Genomic DNA, 17,938 nt, shown 5'->3' with positions numbered 1-17,938 from the left:
CTGTCCATCTAACAATTTTCTTGTCTATGTATTATATCGGTTTTAGAATCAATTTTTCGATTAAAAAAGCAACTGTCGGGAAATGAATCCCTAACAGTTGCTTGTTTTCATTATGATTCTTCAGGAAAATCGAAAGTTAATTTTCCAACCTGCTGATCGCGTATGTCTTGGACAATTAAATCCGCCACTTTATCATAATCGATCTCCGCACCCGCGCTATACACTTTACGTCGTTCACCAATTTGATTAAATATCGCTAAAATGTCCTCATCAATTGTTGTTAACTGATAGCGCGCTTCCAATCGTTCTGGATAATGGTCAGCTAAAAATCGAAGTCCATAGACAGCCAATTCTTCCATGTTCAGAACAGAGTCTTTAATCGCGCCTGTCAGTGCCAACTTGAACCCTACTTCGGGATCTTCAAATTTAGGCCAAAGTACGCCTGGAGTATCCAATAGTTCCAGCTCTTTATTGTATTTTATCCATTGCTGCGCTTTGGTCACGCCTGGTTTGTTTCCAGTTTGTGCAATGTTTTTCTTAGCCAATCGATTGATCAGTGTCGACTTCCCTACGTTCGGTATCCCGACAATCATTGCCCGAATGGCACCTGGACGAATTCCTCTTTGCTTCATTCGATCATATTTCGGCTGCAGGATCTCTTTGGCCACCTTCGTAACCGTTTGAAGACCTTTGCCTTCAAACGAATTGATTGCAACCGTACGGAAACCTCGTTCTTCAAAATAAGCGATCCAACGCTTTGTCTGCACTTCATCCGCTAAATCCATTTTATTTAAAATGAGCAGCCTTGGTTTTTGCTGAATCACTTCATCAATCATCGGATTTCGTGAAGATAGAGGAAGTCTCGCATCTATTAATTCAAATACGATATCAACTAATTTAAGCTTCTCCGATACTTCTCGTCTTGCTTTCGCCATATGGCCTGGAAACCATTGAATAGTCATTCGAATCGTCTCCTTTCGTTATTTCACAAAACCGAAATCTTTGATCGGCCAAAATACGATGCTCGTGCTACCAATAATTTCATCAATTGAGACAGCACCTATATGTCTGGAATCTTTACTCTTACGACGATTATCTCCCATAACGAATACATGGCCTTCTGGTACAACGTCAGTACCAATCTTTTCTTGTAACGTGAAATCCTCCGTTAGTGTTCCATCTTGAATTTCCGCCTTGTATTGATCGAGATACGGCTCTTCATATGGTTTATCATTAATGTAAAGGACATCATCTTTATATTCGACTTTATCCCCTGGTAGTCCGATTACGCGCTTAATATAATCTTTTTGCTCAGGTGCATGGAACACGACGATATCAAAGCGGTTCGGTTCTCCAATGGTATAACCGATTTTGTTGACGATCATTCGGTCTCCATGTTCTAATGTCGGCATCATGGATATGCCATCGACGACGATAGGGGTAAATAAAAAGATTCGGATAATTGCAGCTAACCCAAACGCAATCAATAGTGCTTTAACCCATTCCAACCCTTCACTTTTCGTTTTTTTCTCTTCCATCAATCTAGCCTCCTGCCTTGTATGCTTTTATTGTAACGCCAAATTGCATTTGGAGCAAAAAGAAAGGAGGCCAATTGTAAGGCCCCCTTTGTTTCTACGTATCGGATTAGCGGAGTTCTTTAATACGTGCTGCTTTACCACGTAGGCTACGTAGGTAGTACAATTTAGCACGACGAACTTTACCGCGACGAGTTACTTCGATCTTAGCAAGTTTTGGTGTGTGTAGAGGGAATGTACGTTCTACTCCAACACCGTTTGAAATTTTACGGACAGTGAACGTTTCGCTGATGCCACCGCCACGGCGTTTAATTACAACACCTTCGAATAACTGGATACGCTCACGAGTTCCCTCGATGATCTTCACGTGTAAACGAAGTGTATCTCCAGGACGGAAATCAGGATGCTCAGTGCGTAACTGATCTTTTGTAATGTCTGCAATTAGTTTTTGCATGGTTTTCTCTCCTTCTTTTCTGAAGTTCTTGCACGTTTTGCATTGCAGCGGAACAACAGTAAATAGGCACTTTTTAAAAAGTGCTTCACAAATCATATCACAAGCATTCTACCAAATCAAGCAAATTCAGTTTCTTTTTTGTTTCCATTGTGCATAAAGTTTTTGCTGATGTTCAGTCAGCGTCGCATTCTCCAGTAATTCAGGCCGGCGCTCTGCAGTACGCAAAAACACTTGCTCTTCTCTCCACTTATCGATTTCCGCATGATTACCGGATAACAGCACAGCTGGCACTTCTAAGCCATTGAAAGACGCGGGGCGCGTATACTGCGGATGTTCCAACAAACCAGTAGAAAATGAATCATGGACAGCTGACTGGTCATTCCCAAGCACATCAGGCAATAAACGGACGACACTGTCAATGATCGCCATCGAAGCAACCTCACCGCCGGTTAAAACAAAGTCACCGAGGGAGATTTCATCTGTCACCAAATGCTCACGAATTCGCTCATCATAGCCTTCATAGTGACCGCAAATGAAAATCAGATGTTCTTCCTGTGCCAACTCTTCCGCTTTCTTTTGGGTGAAACGCTCTCCCTGCGGGCACATCAGAATCACACGCGGGGTAGTTTCACTTGTGTGTCGTAGTTCATCGACTGCGGCAAAGAGTGGCTCCGGCTTCAACACCATACCTGCGCCTCCGCCATATGGATAATCGTCCACTTTTTTATGCTTGTTCGTTGCGTACTCACGGAAGTCTGTGACACGGAAAGAAGCCGCCTGCCGATCTTGCGCCTTTTTCATGATGGACGAATGAAGAACACCTTCGAACATTTCAGGAAATAAAGACAATACATCGATTTGCATCATGAAAGTAGACCATCCATCAATTCGATAGTGATGAGCTTCTCGTCAATGTCGATGTCTTTTACGACCTGCTCGATATAAGGGATATAATGCGGCTTGCCTTCTGCAGGCGTGACAGTCCAGACATCATTCGCACCTGTCTCAATGATTTCCGTAACGTTTCCGATGTCTTCTCCCGTTTCTGTGACGACGCGGCAACCGATGATTTCATGGTAATAAAATTCGTTCTCTTCTAACTCTGTCAGTTCTTTCTCTGAAACCTTGACGATGCCGTCTCGTAGTTTTTCTACGTCGTTGATCGTCGGGTAGCCTTCAAAAGTTAAAAGGTTGAAGTTTTTATGTTTGCGATGGCTTGCCACAGTGACGTAAATAGGTGTTTTACTTTTAGGCATGAAGATCGCAAGTTCACTTCCAACAGCATAACGTTCGTCAGGGAAGTCTGTAGTTGACATGACACGAACTTCCCCTTTGATACCATGTGTATTGACAATCTTCCCAACATTAAACCATTCCATTCCTTCGCCTCCGTTATTAATAAGATATGTTCAACTTAATTTTAAAACAAGGGTGAGTGGTCGAGATACCGTTGATCTGCGTTCCGGGTGGACGCTTTCCTGGGGGCGTGGCTTGAGCCTCCTCGTCCGCTTCGCTCCCTGCGGGGTCTCAAGGCACACGCTGATCCCCAAGGAGTCGCCACCCTGCACTCCGATCAACTGGCATATTGTCCTGAAGTAAGTGAGTTGACTGTCCTACCATAGAGATGGTAAGTACAAGAAATAACACTAGAGTTAAAGTACAGATATCTTTTCTGTTCAAGGAAATAGAAATTTATACTTTATGTAGTTGTTATAAAATCTGAGAAGAGATTTCATATTCAGATCGCAAAACTGGCATCTTTCGTTGACTAAGATCAAAGTCGTTAAGTAATTTTAACTGCAAAAGCCCATGAATAAAGCTGTTTATCATTTGCTTTTGAACTTTGGTCATTATTGTGAGGAAGCAACATTCTGTCACTTAAAAACTACAATGGATTAGCCATTATACTACCCGTTACAAAATAGGGATTGCAGCGTCGGGCGGCGACTCCTGTGGGATTAGCGTGACAGGTGAGACCCCACAGGGAGCGTAGCGACCGAGGAGGCTCACCGCACGCCCCACGGAAAGCGTCCGCCCAGAGCATAAATCCCCAGACCACAAGCCAAAGTCCGCCTTGCTCATTTGAATACCCTTATTTATTATAGCCAACTATACCTCTCATCTAGACCGACACTCGATAGCTTACCCAGTAAAAGCATTTATACGTGCAAAAAAGGAAGGAACCGGGGCTCCTTCCTTTTGGATCAATCCAAGATATCCAAATACACTTTTTTGCCGTGGTGGCTGCCTGCTGCTGAATAAACAATCGTCCGGATCGCTTTTGCCACACGACCTTGCTTTCCGATTACTTTTCCCATGTCCTCCGCATTCACTGATAGCTGATACACCACTCGTTGTGATTGCTCTTCTGCTACCACCTTCACGTCGTCTGGATAATCGACTAACGGCTTTACAATTGTTTCAATCAGCTGCTTCATGTCCACCCCTCCAAATTACTTGCTGTATTTAGCGTTATGGAATTTTTCCATGATGCCTTGCTCTGAGAACAAGTTACGTACTGTATCAGATGGCTTTGCACCATCTTGTAGCCATTTCAAAGCCAACTCTTCATTGATATTAACTGTTGCTGGCTTTGTAAGTGGGTTGTATGTACCCACTGTTTCGATTTGACGGCCGTCACGTGGTGCACGTGCATCAGCTACTACAATACGATAAAAAGGAGATTTCTTAGCTCCCATACGTTTTAGACGAATTTTAACTGCCATTTTAATCTACACCTCCGAATAGTTTCACACAAGATAGTATATTATCAAGGTTTTCTTTGTTTGTAAAGTGTTTTTTCTTAACACCTATAATTTTATTTAAAAAACGAATCGAAACCAGGCATTTTGCCCTTCTTTTTACCTTTTTGCTGCATATTAGTCATTTGCTTGACCATTTTCTTCATTTCTTCAAATTGCTTTAATAATCGATTCACTTCTTGAATAGAAGTACCCGACCCGACAGCAATCCGCTTTTTTCGACTTGCATTAATGATGTCCGGACTTTCACGTTCAGCAAGCGTCATGGAATAAATGACTGCTTCCACACGCCCCATTTGGCTCTCATCTACTTTTGCATTGTCTAACCCTTTAATTTTATTGAAACCGGGCATCATCTTCAAAATTTCATCGAGTGGTCCCATTTTCTTCACTTGTTGCAGCTGATCGAGAAAATCGTCCAGCGTAAAGCTCTGTGTACGCAGTTTTTGTTCGAGTTCTTTCGCCTTTTCCTCATCAACATTTTCTTGCGCCTTTTCAATCAAGGACATGACATCACCCATACCAAGTATCCGCGAAGCCATTCGTTCTGGGTGGAACGGTTCAAGGGCATCCATTTTCTCGCCCATACCGACAAATTTGATTGGTTTTTCGGTAACGGAACGAATAGATAGAGCGGCCCCACCGCGTGTGTCGCCATCTAGTTTTGTCAGGACGACACCGGTGATGCCAATCATTTCATTGAAACTTTTCGCTACGTTAACAGCATCTTGACCTGTCATAGCGTCAACAACGAGAAATACTTCATCTGGCTGCGTCAATTCGCGAATGTCTTTCAGCTCTTGCATCAACGCTTCATCCACGTGCAAACGACCGGCAGTATCGATAATGACCACATCATTGTGCTCTTTTTCTGCTTCTTCCATCGCGCGACGTGCAATTTCCACAGGAGACTGATCTGTTCCCATAGAAAAAACAGGAACCGATATTTGCTTTCCTAATGTTTCTAATTGCTGAATCGCTGCTGGACGATAGATATCCGCTGCTACTAACAAAGGACTTTTATTATGCTTCTTGCGTAATACCGTTGCTAATTTCCCAGTTGTTGTAGTTTTACCAGCACCCTGTAATCCTACCATCATAATGACAGTAGGGGCTTTGCGAGCAAACTGTATCGGGTTTTGTTCTCCACCCATCAAGTTTGTCAGCTCATCTTTAACGATTTTCACAACTTGTTGCCCAGGTGTCAGACTCTTCATGACATCTTGGCCGACCGCACGTTCACTAACGGTTTTGACAAACTCTTTTACTACTTTCAAGTTGACGTCCGCTTCGATCAATGCAAAACGTACTTCTCGCATCATCTCTTTGACATCAGCTTCATTGATTTTTCCTTTGCCTGTAATTTTATTTAGTGTCCCTTGCAGGCGTTCGGCTAAACCTTCAAATGCCATAGACAATCCCCCCTATTCAAAATCTTTCAAGGTATGTAACAGTTCTAGAACTTTGGCAGAAGAGGCATCATTTGTCGGCAAGATTTGCTGTAATTGTTCGATTACTTCGAGACGCTTCTCGTGCTTTTCAAATAAATTGAGTTTTTCCTCATAATCTTCTAGCATGGCTTCCGTTCTTTTCACATTATCATACACTGCCTGTCTCGATACGCTATATTGTTCTGCGATTTCACCGAGAGACAGATCATCCAAATAATATAATTGCATATATAATCGTTGTTTATCTGTTAATAATGATTGATAAAAATCAAAGAGGAAGTTCACTCTTGTCGTTTTTTCAAGCATGATAGCAACCCCTTTCCTTCACCATTCATAGTAGCCTTAGCAAACATAACTGTCAAGTAATTTTACTTGTCTTCTACATTTTCTTTGTCTTCATCCTGGTCTTCCATTTCAAGACCATCTGCAAACAAACCATAGACATATTTTTCAGGATCGAACGGTTGTAAATCCTCAATCCCTTCACCAAGCCCAACAAATTTCACAGGGATATCCAGTTTACTACGAATGGCCAGGACGATGCCCCCTTTAGCTGTCCCGTCAAGCTTCGTTAACACAATACCCGTTACATTCGTCGCTTCATTAAAAGTTTGCGCTTGAATCAAAGCATTTTGTCCTGTCGTCGCATCTAATGCCAACAGGACTTCATGAGGAGCACCTTCAATTTCACGACCGATGACACGATGTACCTTTTCGAGCTCATTCATTAGATTCACTTTATTTTGCAAACGCCCTGCCGTATCACAAATCAGTACATCAACATTTCGCTTTTTTGCAGCTTTCACGGCATCATAAATGACAGCTGCTGGGTCTGATCCTTCTGCCTGACGGACGACTTCGACTCCTGTCCGCTCTCCCCAAACGACGAGTTGTTCAATAGCCCCAGCACGGAAGGTATCTCCAGCAGCTAACATGACGGTTTTTCCCTCTTTTTGCAAACGCGCTGCCAGTTTACCGATCGTAGTGGTTTTCCCAACTCCATTGACACCGACCATTAAAATGACATTTAAACGGCCTTCTTCTAAATTCAAATCATTGGACATTTCCTCACCCGCATTATAAATCTCCACGAGCTTTTCAGAAATCAACGACTGCATACCTGCTGTGTCTTTAATATTTTTGCGTTTCACTTCATCTTTCAACAAATCAATTAATTCCATCACCGTATCGAAGCCTACATCTGCTTGCAGAAGAACTTCCTCCAATTCCTCAAAAAACTCCTCATCTACGACGCGAAACCTTGAGACTAAATCATTAACTTTAGACGTGAATGAATCACGTGTTTTGGTTAACCCATCTTTAAACTTTTCCGTAACTACCTCATTAGTGCCTGTAATTTTTTCTTTTAGCTTTTTAAAAAAAGACATGCTTTCCACTCCTTAAGTACTGATTTCTTCTGCAACCTCTGAAAGTTTGACGGATAACAGCTTAGAAACACCTGATTCTTGCATCGTGACTCCGTACAATACATCAGCGCCTTCCATCGTTCCTTTTCGATGCGTGATGACGATGAACTGTGTCTGGCCCGAAACTTTCTTCAAATAATTACTATATCTTACTACATTCGCCTCATCTAGCGCCGCTTCTACTTCATCCAGAATGCAAAATGGAACAGGCCGTACTTCTAGGATGGAAAACAACAATGAGATAACGGTTAGTGCTCGTTCACCACCAGAAAGAAGACTAAGATTTTGGAGTTTCTTACCAGGTGGTCGTGCAACAATATCGATCCCCGTCTCTAACAAATTGGATGGATCTGTCAAAATCAAATCTGCTTCTCCACCACCAAACATATCTTGGAAGACCTGTTGGAAGTGAGTTCGGATAGCTTCATAAGTTGTCTGGAAACGACTCTTCATTTCTTGATCCATTTCTGTCATCGCTTCTTGCAACGTATTTCTAGCCTCGACTAAATCATTACGTTGCGCACTTAAAAATTGATGCCGCTCAGAAACCACATCAAATTCCTGTATTGCATTCGGATTGACAGGTCCTAGGTCCTCAAGTTGTTGTTTATATTTTTCTACCGCCATTCGCAACTGTGACAGATCGAGTGAGTCTGTTAGATATGCAGAATCAGGACGCAACCCATATTCTTCATCCAAGCGATTGATCACCATTTCGCACTGCGTCTCCAACCTGGACAGTTGAACTTTCACTTCACTCAACCGTTCATTGATCGTATTGGCTTGTTGCCGAAATTGCTTCATTTGTTGTTCATGTTGGATCACGAGTTCAGCTTGTTGAAGCCGCTTCCCTCTCTCCACGTCAATCATTTCTTCCAATTGTTGTTTTGCTGCGTTCGACTGTTTCATATGTAGATCAATTTCTTCTGGTGAGAGTTCCTTGCCCACTAAATGGTCTTGAACGTATTGCTGTTCTTCGCGCAAACGACTAATCGTCTGTTCCAAGTCAGTAATCATATTTTGTGTTTCATGAATAGAACTGGTCTGATACGTATTCTGTTCCTTCAAAACCGCGCTCTTTTGTTGAAGTTCAGAGAGTTTTTGCTTTAACGACTCTTGCTCTTCTCTACGATTTTCCACTAGTCGCTCTAGACTTTCTAGCTTGGTTGAGATTTCGTTCAATTCTTGTTGAATGGCCGTATGCTGGGTACGCAATATTTCTTTTTTGTTTGTCAATTCCTTTTCAGCATACTCGGTATCTGTTCTTCCCATTTCAATAGTAGATAATTCTACTTTAACAGAACGAATTTCAATCTCCGTTTCCCGTAATGAAGAATGGGCAATGGACTTCTGCTGCTGTAGCTCTTCCATTTTCCCTTGCAATTGATCGCGATGTTGCAAAGCAATTCCCACTTGTTCTCTTGTTTTAGCAATTTGTTCATTCGCCTGTCGAATCGATTCCTCCATTTGTTGCAACTGCCCTGTAATCAATTCCAATTCTGCTTTACGCGAGAAGACAGTGGATTGTCCTTTTGCTCCACCACCCGTAAGAGATCCTCCTGTGTTGACGATATCACCGTCCAGCGTCACGATACGGTAGCGGTAGCCAATTGCCTTGGCGATAACGGTAGCTTCTTTCAAATCACTTGCCACAATCGTTTGACCTAATAAATTCTTTGCAATCGATTCGTATTTGGCAGACGTCTGAATTAAGTCAAATGCAGTTCCGATAAATCCAGGCTGACGGCCTATCAGTTGTCGACTATTCATTGGCAATTCACGTGGTTTCAAAATATCTAATGGAAGAAATGTCGCACGCCCAAAATTTTTAGACTTCAAGTAACCGATCGCTTTTCTTGCATCGTTCTCTGTCGACGTAATAATATGCTGCATCGCACCGCCAAGCGCTGTTTCAATAGCCTTTGTGTAAGCAGGTCCAGTAGAGATTAACTCTACTACAGCCCCTTCGATACCTTGAATACGATCTTGTTTTTTTGCATGGAGAACCTCTTTAACACCCGAATAAAAACCAGAAAAGTCTTTTTCCAAACTTTCAAGAGCTCTCGTTCTTCCTTGCATCTCAGATTGCTTACGTAGTGCCTGCTGTAGAAATTGCTGTTGAGTTGTCAGGCGCTGTTCTGCTTCCTTCAACTGGAGTGCACATTCCTTGCTCAACTGCTCGGTCTGATTGATTTGTTGTTGAATGACTTCCTTTTGTTGAGTTTTCTCACTTTGCTCTTTTGTTAACAATTGCATACGTTCTGACAGCAAAGCAGTTTGTACAGTAATTTTTTCGGTCGAGGACTTTTCCCCTTGCAACCTTTCTTCTACATGCTTCACGTCACTGCGTAGCGTAGCTTCTTCATTCAGTTTTTCAATATACACCGATTTCAAATTCTCAATTTGCTGTTCTGTCTCTTTGAGCGAACTATTCAGCATACTTGTGACATGGTTGATGTCTTTAGAAGTGCTTTGCAAATCTTTTTTTAATGTTTGCTGTTTCGACTGCATTTTTCGAAGCTTTTCTTCAGCTATTTGTTTTGTTTTTTCAGCAGCTTGTAACTCAGATTGAATCCGATCTAGTTGTTGTTTTGTATTACGACTTTTTTCAAGAGACAGCAATCGTCTGCCTTCCCATTTTTCCGCATCGGACGTTTTGCTGATCAGCTCATTTTGCAATTGATCAAGCCTATATTCCAGTTTCTGCAGATCCTTCTTATCGTTTTCCAACTCTTGCTCTCGCTTCGTAAGCTGAGCATCTAGTTTTATCTGTTCAGCTTCGTCCGCTTTCATTACATTTGTTTTATCAAAAATCTGTTGTTGAATTGTCCAAGCATCATGATTTAATAAACGAACGTCCGCTTCACGCAACTCCGCCTGCAACTGCTCCGCTTGACGAGCAGCTGTGGCTTCTTTTTCCAAAGGCACTAAACGATCATCAATTTCTTTCAATATATCAAGGATCCGGTCTAAATTATCCGTCGTCTCAAAGAGTTTATGTTCGGCCTGCAACTTCCGTGTCTTGTACTTCAACACGCCTGCTGCTTCATCGAACACATTTCTACGTTCATCCGCACGACTATTCAAAATCTCATCGACTCTACCTTGTGATATGATGGAAAATGCTTCTTTTCCTAAACCAGAATCCATGAACATAGACGTAATATCTTTTAATCGACATGTCTGCCCATTAATTAAGTAAGCACTTTCACCCGAACGAAAAACACGCCGACTGACACTGATTTCTGTATAGTCAAGTGGAAATAAATTTTGAGTATTATCTAACACGAGTGTGACTTCTGCAAAATTAACAGCTTTTCTGGAGTCACTTCCAGCAAAAATGATATCTTCCATCTTACTGCCACGTAGAGATTTAGCCGACTGTTCGCCGAGTACCCATCGAATAGCATCGATAATATTACTTTTCCCACTGCCATTCGGTCCAACAATGGCTGTTACCCCTGGAACAAAGTCGATATGGATTTTCTCTGCAAACGACTTAAATCCTGTAATCTCCAATTTCTTCAAAAACACGATTAGCTCTCCCCTTCATTTGTTTGCGATTGTAATTGTTCAATCGCACGACGGGCAGCTTCCTGTTCGGCTTCTTTTTTAGACTTTCCAATCCCTTTACCGAGCTGTTGGTCATTTAAATTAACTACGGTAACAAACTTTTTCGCATGTGCAGGACCTTTTTCCTCAACCACTTCATATTGAAGAGGTCCATTATTCTTCTGTTGCACTAATTCTTGCAAACGACTTTTATAATCTGTCACATGCGAAAAAGCTCCGATACTGATTTTCGGAAAAACGATTCTTTGTAGAAACTCTTCAACCACTTCCATGCCCTGATCCAAATATAGTGCGCCTATATATGCCTCAAACACATCCGCAAGCAATGCAGGTCGCATTCTACCACCTGTCAACTCTTCGCCCTTGCCTAGCAAAATAAAATCACCAAAATGGAGTTCATTGGAAAACTTAACAAGTGAAGGCTCACATACAATTGCTGCTCGGAGTTTTGTCAGCTCTCCTTCACTTTTCCCAGGCTCTGTCCGAAATAGAAATTTAGATACTCCTAATTCCAACACGGCATCACCGAGAAACTCTAGTCGTTCATTATCGGAGAATTTCTTCCGGCGATGTTCATTGACATACGAAGAATGGGTGAATGCGTTAAATAATAGATTCTCATCCTGAAACTGAATGCCTAATTGCTGTTGGAGAAGCTTAAATTTCTCGCGGACCGCATGGGGCAAGGTAGGATGGGACGGCGTCTCTTTATAGGGTCTTTTATTTTTCATATACAATTCTGCCTCTCATCTGTAATCTATGTTGATCTTCATGTCAGTTACGTTTGAATTTAGTTCAATACTCAGGTCTTTCCAAAAAGGAAAAGAGCACCTTTGTTGGCTGTCTTCCAACGCCTGTCGGGGCTGAACAGCCGTCCTCCGCTTTCGGATGAGAAAAGAGACGCTTTCTTCCTTTCAGATGAAAGGTCGAAAGAGTCTCACCGAAAAGTTATTCGCCAACTTTTTCTGTAATGTACGTTACTGCATCTCCGACAGTTGCAATTTTTTCTGCATCGTCATCTGAGATTTCTGTTTCAAACTCATCTTCAAATTCCATAACAAGCTCTACAACATCTAATGAATCAGCTCCTAAATCCTCACGGAAAGAAGCTTCAGGTTTTACTTCGCTTTCATCGACACCTAGACGGTCGACAACTACTTTCGTTACACGCTCAAGTACTGTTGACAACATAGTCACCTCCTCTCAAGACCAACTGCTGGCCCATTCGCTTCTATTGAATTATAGAGGTTTCTCTCCTCAATGTGCAACCATAGATTGGTGCTTATACCGAAAGTGGTTCTATTTTATCGGTTACATCACCATACCACCGTCAACATTGATGGTTTGGCCTGTAATATAATTTGCTTCTTCAGATAAAAGGAATGCTACGGTATTTGCCACATCATCAGCATTTCCCAATTTCCCCAAAGGAATGGTAGAAAGCAACTGTTCTTTCATTTCGTCACCCAGTTCGTCTGTCATATCCGTTGTGATAAAACCAGGCGCTACCGCGTTCACTAAAATATTTCGGGCTGCCAATTCTTTCGCAGACGTTTTTGTCAAGCCAATGACCCCTGCTTTTGCGGCAACATAGTTTGCTTGTCCCGCATTTCCAGCAATCCCCACAACCGATGCCAAATTGACGATTTTTCCTGAACGCTGACGCATCATTTGACGAGTGACTGCTTTCGTACAAAGAAAGACACCCTTCAAATTGATAGATAGTACATCATCCCATTCGCTTTCCTTCATGCGCATCAATAAATTATCACGAGTAATTCCTGCGTTATTGACGAGGAAGTCGATCGTGCCGAATTGTTGTAATGTTTCATCCATCATTTCTTTTACTTGTTCGGCATCAGAGACATTCGCTTGAAATGTGAATGCTTCTCCTCCAGCTGAACGAATCTCTTCTACAACAGCTTCTGCCTTCTCTTGACTACCACTATAATTGACTACCACTTTGGCACCTTCAGAAGCTAGACGTAATGCAACGGTACGTCCGATTCCTCTAGAAGCACCTGTAACAACTGCCGTTTTCCCATCAAATCTTCCCATTACGACCACCCTTTCGCTTCCTCAAGTACTTTTTGCAATGACTCCTCGTCATATACCGGATACACGTGCGCTTTCCGATCAATTTTACGGATCAATCCACTCAGTACTTTTCCAGGGCCGCATTCTATGAAACGGGTAACGCCAAGCTCCAAAAGTTTTTCCACAGATTCTTCCCAGCGAACAGGTGAGTATAATTGTTCGACTAATAAGTTTCTAATATCTTGTTGACCTGTCACGAGATCGGCTGTCACATTAGCAATAACCGGAATTTCTGCATCTTTCATCTCAATTCCTGCCAATGTCTTTTGTAATTCTTCAGCAGCTGGTTGCATTAAGACAGAATGAAATGGTCCGCTGACGTCTAAAGGAATCGCACGTTTTGCTCCTGCTTCCTTTAACGCTGTACATGCTTTATCCACACCTGCTTTTGCACCTGATATGACAATTTGGCCAGGACAATTAAGGTTAGCCGGCTGAACCGGATCCCCTGATTCTGTAATATTACGAGTAATCGATTCCAAAACATCCCGGTCCATACCCAATATAGCAGCCATTGTCCCTTTTCCTGCAGGTACTGCCTCATTCATGAAAACCCCACGTTTATGAACTGCAACAACTGCATCTTCAAACGAAATAACACCCGACTCAACCAGTGCCGTATATTCACCAAGACTGTGGCCAGCTGTATAGTCCGGTGTAATGCCGGCCTGTTCTAACTTAGCAGCGATCATTGCTCCAACTGTCAGTAGTGCGGGCTGTGCATTATATGTCAATGTCAGCTCGTCTTGAGGCCCTTCCAGTATCAATTTACTCAACTGAAAACCAAGCGCCTCATCAGCCTGTTGCATGAACTTTTTACATCCTTCATCCGTATCTACAAATTCCTTACCCATCCCAACGGCTTGAGAGCCTTGTCCGGGGAAAACAAATGCCAGTTTGCTCAAGATTCCTCTTCCTCTCCAATTGTTTCTCGGATCGTTTCACACACTTGATATTGTACCATGGTTCGTGCTTGGCGAACTGCATTGAAAAAAGCATTAGCATTCGAAGAGCCGTGTGCTTTGATGACTGGATGATTCAATCCGAATAAACCTGCTCCACCATACTCGGAATAGTCCATTTTTTGCTTCAAGCCTTTTAAATCATCCTTTACCAAACTAGCAGCAAGCTTCGTTTTCAAAGAGGACATGAATACGTCCTTGATCATGGAAAACACGTTAAGTGCAGTACCTTCTATCGTCTTCAACACCATATTTCCTGTAAAGCCATCCGTCACGACTACATCAGCTACTCCATTCAGCAATTCACGTGATTCGACATTACCAATGAAATGAACCGGCGCCGCTTGTAGTTCTTCAAACGCTTGCTTTGTCAGTTCATTCCCTTTACCTGGTTCAGTTCCTATATTCAATAACCCGACACGCGGCTTCTTAATGCCTCGTACTTTTTCGGCATAAACACTCCCCATGACCGCAAACTGAGCTAACTGTACAGGTTTGCTATCCGAATTCGCTCCCACATCTAGCAATACAAAACCGCTTCCGTCAATGGTAGGTAGAGTGGGGGCCAATGCTGGTCTTTGAATTCCTTCCAAACGACCAACGATAAATAATCCTGCAGACATAAGAGCTCCTGTGTTTCCAGCAGACACACAAGCTTGTGCCTCTCCATCTTTCACCGCCTGCGCCATGCGAACCATCGAAGCATCCTTCTTTTTCCGGATAGCGCGAACAGGCTCATCATCAGGCTCAATGACTTCAGAACAATGAAACACTTGTAAGCGTGGATGAGTTTCTAGGAATGGTGCCATCTTCTTCTCATCACCGAATATATGTATCGTAATATCATCAAATGCACGTAAGCTTTGCAATACTCCTTTTATAATTTCTCCTGGAGCATGATCGCCACCCATTGCGTCAACTGCGATAATCATGTGCATTTATCCGCCTTTCCGTGTGGTACGGTACATCAAAAACTCTCCAGAAAAAACAGGTTCATTTTCCACTGTAGAAATGACATCCACTACCGTACTTTTATTTTTTAAAGTTTCCTGCCGTACAATTGCCCTAGCGATCACTCGATCTCCCGCCTTCACCGGCTTTGAAAAATGAAGAGAAGTTCGAACAGTCAAAGCCAAATCATCATCCAGAACCGCAACGGCAAGAGAATTCGCCTGTGCGAATAAATGATGTCCTCTAGCAATTCCGTTGCGCTTAAACACATGATCTTCCGTCACATCAAAGATGGAGAGCGCTTTATTGTCCAGTTCGATGTCGATAATTTCTCCGAATATCTCTTCCGTCTGCAAGGATTTCACCGTTTCCTGCATGTGCTGCGAGGCAACGGACTTCAGACGCTCTCTTAATTCGGGAATGCCACATTCAAGACGATCTAGTCGAACGGTTTGAACACTCACCGAAAAATGCCGGGCAATATCTTCATCCGTTAAAAAAGGATCTACTTCTAGCAAGCGATTTAGTAATTGCTGCCTCTCCTTCTTCGGAACTCTCAATTGTTCCACCCCTTCAGATTAGCACTTGGTATTAACACTTAGTATATAAAGAGAGAAAACAGATTGCAAGAGGAGAACCGAATTCTCATTAAACCAATACGGACTTTCTTTTAATCTATCCTCTTTTCCGTTAATGCACCAGACTCTTCAAGTTGTTTCCGCAGTACCGCGTACTCTTCATCATGCCAAAACTGTGGCAAATTCAATAAACGTTCTGCATCTTGTCGCGCAGTTGTTAGTGCTCTAAAATCATGCACCAAGTCAGCTACTTTGAATTCAGGCATCCCACTTTGCCGTTTCCCGAAAATATCTCCAGCTCCTCGAAGCTCCAAATCCTTTTCAGCCAGAATAAAGCCATCATTGGTTTCGGTCATGGACTGCATCCGCATTTTGCCTTCCTCAGATGTCGGGTTTGCTAGCAATACACAATAGGACTGATCAGAACCTCGCCCCACTCGCCCTCTTAATTGATGCAATTGCGCCAATCCAAACCTCGTCGCATCATAGATGAGCATAAACGTAGCATTCGGGACATTCACACCTACCTCTACAACTGTTGTGGAAACTAAAATATCTAATTCTCCCTCACTGAACGCCCGCATCACTTGCTCTTTTTCAACAGATGGTAAACGACCGTGCATTAATCCTACCGCGTAACGGCCAGCAAAATAGGTGCTTAACTCCGCGTGTACTTCGACTGCATTTTGCACATCCAATTTATCCGACTCCTCTATAAGAGGACAAATAACATACGCTTGCCGCCCCGATTGCAATTCCTTTTCCATTTTTTGAAGTACAGGTGGTAACGATTCCTCTTTCAACCAATGAGTTTCAATTTCTTTTCGCCCTGCAGGTAGTTCATCAAGTACGGACACATCCATCTCGCCAAAAACCGTGATAGCCAGTGTTCGAGGAATCGGCGTTGCTGTCATAAAGAGAACATCTGGACTGACCCCTTTATCCCGCAACACTCGCCGTTGTTCCACACCAAAACGGTGCTGCTCATCCGTTACGACAAATCCCAGCCGATGAAATTGAACTTCAGGCTGAATGAGTGCATGTGTTCCGATCAGCAAGTCGATATCGCCTGATTCCAATTTCTCAAGTAATTCTTTTCGTGCTTTCGCTTTTGTAGAACCGGCCAAAAATGCAACTGTGACGCCAAATGGTTCAAACCAATCTGCCAGTACTTCAGCATGCTGCTCCGCCAAAATTTCTGTAGGCGCCATGAGAGCTCCTTGAAAACCAGCCGTAATTGCTGCATATAAAGCAATCGCAGCGACAGCCGTCTTTCCGGAGCCCACATCACCTTGCAACAAACGATTCATTCGAAGAGGTGCTTTTAATTCCGCACATAGCTCATTGACTACTCTTTTCTGAGCATTGGTCAATTCAAATGGTAAGGAATCAATAAACTTCTTCAAAAGTTCCAAATCATACTGGATGACGAGCCCTCGCTCCTGTTCTTTCCGTACTTTTTTCATTCCTTGAATCTTTAACTGAAAGAGTAGCAATTCCTCATAGACGAATCTTCTACGCGCCTGTTTAACGTCTTCTGGCTTCATTGGAAAATGAATCTTTTCTAATGCTTCTCCTACTGTCGGCAGACGATATTCTTCGACAAGATTAGCAGGTAGCGTCTCCACAACAGATTCAGCGGCGACGTCCAGCACATTACGCATATATCGTCTAAACGTTTTTTGGTGCATTACCCCTTTCAAGCTATAGACCGGTTCAAAATCGATCTGTTCTCCCGTATGCAAGCGATTCACGGTGATCGTTTGGCGCCCTCTATCCCAAGTGCCTGACACACTAATTTTCATACCGATCGATAGCCGATCCTTCAAATAATGTTGATTAAAAAAAATGGCCTTCACTAAATGATGCCCTACTAATAAACGAAGTTGAAGGCGGGATCGATTTTTCCCAGAATAAAAAACGGTAGCTTCCGATTCGATACGTCCTTCGACGGTGACGCGCTCATTATGTGGAGTTTCCATCAAATCTGACATTCTAAAATCTTCATGTCTGTAAGGAAATGTGTATAAAAGATCTTCAATTGTTTCAATGCCCAGCTTTTGAAACTGTTCCATAGTGGTCTTCCCGATCCCTTTCACTGTTCCGACGCTATTTTTCAGCAAACTCTTCATAAGAGTCACCCACCTC

The 17,938-nt window shown here is 42.7% G+C and carries 18 protein-coding genes; all 18 read right to left on the bottom strand.

The window, feature by feature from the left end:
• Positions 1-110 precede the first annotated feature (110 nt).
• Positions 111-962 carry a ribosome biogenesis GTPase YlqF gene (gene ylqF, locus GD002_RS05085; protein ID WP_153731261.1) on the bottom strand — a complete coding sequence of 284 codons (852 nt, stop codon included), beginning with the start codon at positions 960-962 and terminating at the stop codon, positions 111-113.
• A gap of 18 nt (positions 963-980) precedes the next feature.
• Entirely contained in the window at positions 981-1,541 is a 561-nt protein-coding gene (gene lepB, locus GD002_RS05080) for a signal peptidase I (RefSeq protein ID WP_408020077.1), read from the bottom strand.
• A 103-nt stretch (positions 1,542-1,644) separates the two neighbouring features.
• A complete protein-coding gene (gene rplS / locus GD002_RS05075; RefSeq protein ID WP_153731259.1) occupies positions 1,645-1,989 on the bottom strand; it encodes a 50S ribosomal protein L19 in 345 nt (114 codons plus the stop codon).
• Positions 1,990-2,115: 126 nt separating this feature from the next.
• On the bottom strand, positions 2,116-2,853 hold the full coding sequence (gene trmD, locus GD002_RS05070) for a tRNA (guanosine(37)-N1)-methyltransferase TrmD (protein ID WP_153731386.1): 738 nt from the start codon (positions 2,851-2,853) through the stop codon (positions 2,116-2,118).
• Entirely contained in the window at positions 2,853-3,368 is a 516-nt protein-coding gene (rimM, locus tag GD002_RS05065) for a ribosome maturation factor RimM (RefSeq protein ID WP_153731258.1), read from the bottom strand. Before rimM ends, trmD begins: the two co-directional genes overlap by 1 nt.
• 825 nt (positions 3,369-4,193) lie before the next feature.
• Positions 4,194-4,427: a KH domain-containing protein gene (locus GD002_RS05060; RefSeq protein ID WP_099638043.1), complete on the bottom strand. Its 234-nt coding sequence runs from the start codon at positions 4,425-4,427 to the stop codon at positions 4,194-4,196.
• 15 nt (positions 4,428-4,442) lie between these two features.
• Positions 4,443-4,715: a 30S ribosomal protein S16 gene (gene rpsP / locus GD002_RS05055; protein WP_040758254.1), complete on the bottom strand. Its 273-nt coding sequence runs from the start codon at positions 4,713-4,715 to the stop codon at positions 4,443-4,445.
• Between the two features lie 92 nt (positions 4,716-4,807).
• Positions 4,808-6,163: a signal recognition particle protein gene (gene ffh / locus GD002_RS05050; RefSeq protein WP_153731257.1), complete on the bottom strand. Its 1,356-nt coding sequence runs from the start codon at positions 6,161-6,163 to the stop codon at positions 4,808-4,810.
• Positions 6,164-6,175: 12 nt separating this feature from the next.
• Entirely contained in the window at positions 6,176-6,508 is a 333-nt protein-coding gene (locus tag GD002_RS05045; protein WP_194841474.1) for a putative DNA-binding protein, read from the bottom strand.
• A gap of 62 nt (positions 6,509-6,570) precedes the next feature.
• A complete protein-coding gene (gene ftsY, locus GD002_RS05040) occupies positions 6,571-7,590 on the bottom strand; it encodes a signal recognition particle-docking protein FtsY (protein ID WP_153731255.1) in 1,020 nt (339 codons plus the stop codon).
• 12 nt (positions 7,591-7,602) lie between these two features.
• Positions 7,603-11,163 carry a chromosome segregation protein SMC gene (smc, locus tag GD002_RS05035; protein WP_194841473.1) on the bottom strand — a complete coding sequence of 1,187 codons (3,561 nt, stop codon included), beginning with the start codon at positions 11,161-11,163 and terminating at the stop codon, positions 7,603-7,605.
• A gap of 2 nt (positions 11,164-11,165) precedes the next feature.
• The gene (gene rnc / locus GD002_RS05030; protein WP_153731253.1) at positions 11,166-11,933 is read right to left on the bottom strand and encodes a ribonuclease III; all 768 of its coding nucleotides are present in this window, start codon (positions 11,931-11,933) and stop codon (positions 11,166-11,168) included.
• 217 nt (positions 11,934-12,150) lie between these two features.
• Positions 12,151-12,390 (bottom strand): acyl carrier protein, encoded by a 240-nt coding sequence (locus GD002_RS05025; RefSeq protein WP_029052326.1) that lies wholly within the window; start codon positions 12,388-12,390, stop codon positions 12,151-12,153.
• Between the two features lie 123 nt (positions 12,391-12,513).
• Positions 12,514-13,260, bottom strand: a complete 747-nt coding sequence (fabG, locus tag GD002_RS05020; RefSeq protein WP_153731252.1) for a 3-oxoacyl-[acyl-carrier-protein] reductase — start codon at positions 13,258-13,260, stop codon at positions 12,514-12,516.
• Complete coding sequence (gene fabD / locus GD002_RS05015) at positions 13,260-14,204, bottom strand: ACP S-malonyltransferase (protein WP_153731251.1); 945 nt, start codon at positions 14,202-14,204, stop codon at positions 13,260-13,262. The genes fabG and fabD overlap by 1 nt, the downstream gene beginning before the upstream one ends.
• Positions 14,201-15,193, bottom strand: coding sequence for a phosphate acyltransferase PlsX (plsX, locus tag GD002_RS05010; protein WP_153731250.1), 993 nt, complete (start codon positions 15,191-15,193; stop codon positions 14,201-14,203). Before plsX ends, fabD begins: the two co-directional genes overlap by 4 nt.
• A 6-nt stretch (positions 15,194-15,199) precedes the next feature.
• Positions 15,200-15,772, bottom strand: a complete 573-nt coding sequence (fapR, locus tag GD002_RS05005; protein ID WP_153731249.1) for a transcription factor FapR — start codon at positions 15,770-15,772, stop codon at positions 15,200-15,202.
• Between the two features lie 110 nt (positions 15,773-15,882).
• On the bottom strand, positions 15,883-17,922 hold the full coding sequence (gene recG / locus GD002_RS05000) for an ATP-dependent DNA helicase RecG (protein WP_153731248.1): 2,040 nt from the start codon (positions 17,920-17,922) through the stop codon (positions 15,883-15,885).
• Between the last annotated feature and the right edge of the window lie 16 nt (positions 17,923-17,938).

Origin of the sequence: Sporosarcina obsidiansis (assembly GCF_009651005.1) — a bacterium.
GTDB lineage: Bacteria > Bacillota > Bacilli > Bacillales_A > Planococcaceae > Sporosarcina > Sporosarcina obsidiansis.
This window is presented reverse-complemented; position numbering and strand designations above follow the sequence as displayed.

Coding starts and splice junctions, on each gene's coding strand:
- ylqF (WP_153731261.1), bottom strand. CDS start 962: ATGACTATTCAATGGTTTCCAGGCCATATGGCGAAAGCAAGACGAGAA.
- rplS (WP_153731259.1), bottom strand. CDS start 1,989: ATGCAAAAACTAATTGCAGACATTACAAAAGATCAGTTACGCACTGAG.
- trmD (WP_153731386.1), bottom strand. CDS start 2,853: ATGCAAATCGATGTATTGTCTTTATTTCCTGAAATGTTCGAAGGTGTT.
- rimM (WP_153731258.1), bottom strand. CDS start 3,368: ATGGAATGGTTTAATGTTGGGAAGATTGTCAATACACATGGTATCAAA.
- GD002_RS05060 (WP_099638043.1), bottom strand. CDS start 4,427: ATGAAGCAGCTGATTGAAACAATTGTAAAGCCGTTAGTCGATTATCCA.
- rpsP (WP_040758254.1), bottom strand. CDS start 4,715: ATGGCAGTTAAAATTCGTCTAAAACGTATGGGAGCTAAGAAATCTCCT.
- ffh (WP_153731257.1), bottom strand. CDS start 6,163: ATGGCATTTGAAGGTTTAGCCGAACGCCTGCAAGGGACACTAAATAAA.
- GD002_RS05045 (WP_194841474.1), bottom strand. CDS start 6,508: ATGCTTGAAAAAACGACAAGAGTGAACTTCCTCTTTGATTTTTATCAA.
- ftsY (WP_153731255.1), bottom strand. CDS start 7,590: ATGTCTTTTTTTAAAAAGCTAAAAGAAAAAATTACAGGCACTAATGAG.
- rnc (WP_153731253.1), bottom strand. CDS start 11,933: ATGAAAAATAAAAGACCCTATAAAGAGACGCCGTCCCATCCTACCTTG.
- fabG (WP_153731252.1), bottom strand. CDS start 13,260: ATGGGAAGATTTGATGGGAAAACGGCAGTTGTTACAGGTGCTTCTAGA.
- plsX (WP_153731250.1), bottom strand. CDS start 15,193: ATGATTATCGCAGTTGACGCAATGGGTGGCGATCATGCTCCAGGAGAA.
- recG (WP_153731248.1), bottom strand. CDS start 17,922: ATGAAGAGTTTGCTGAAAAATAGCGTCGGAACAGTGAAAGGGATCGGG.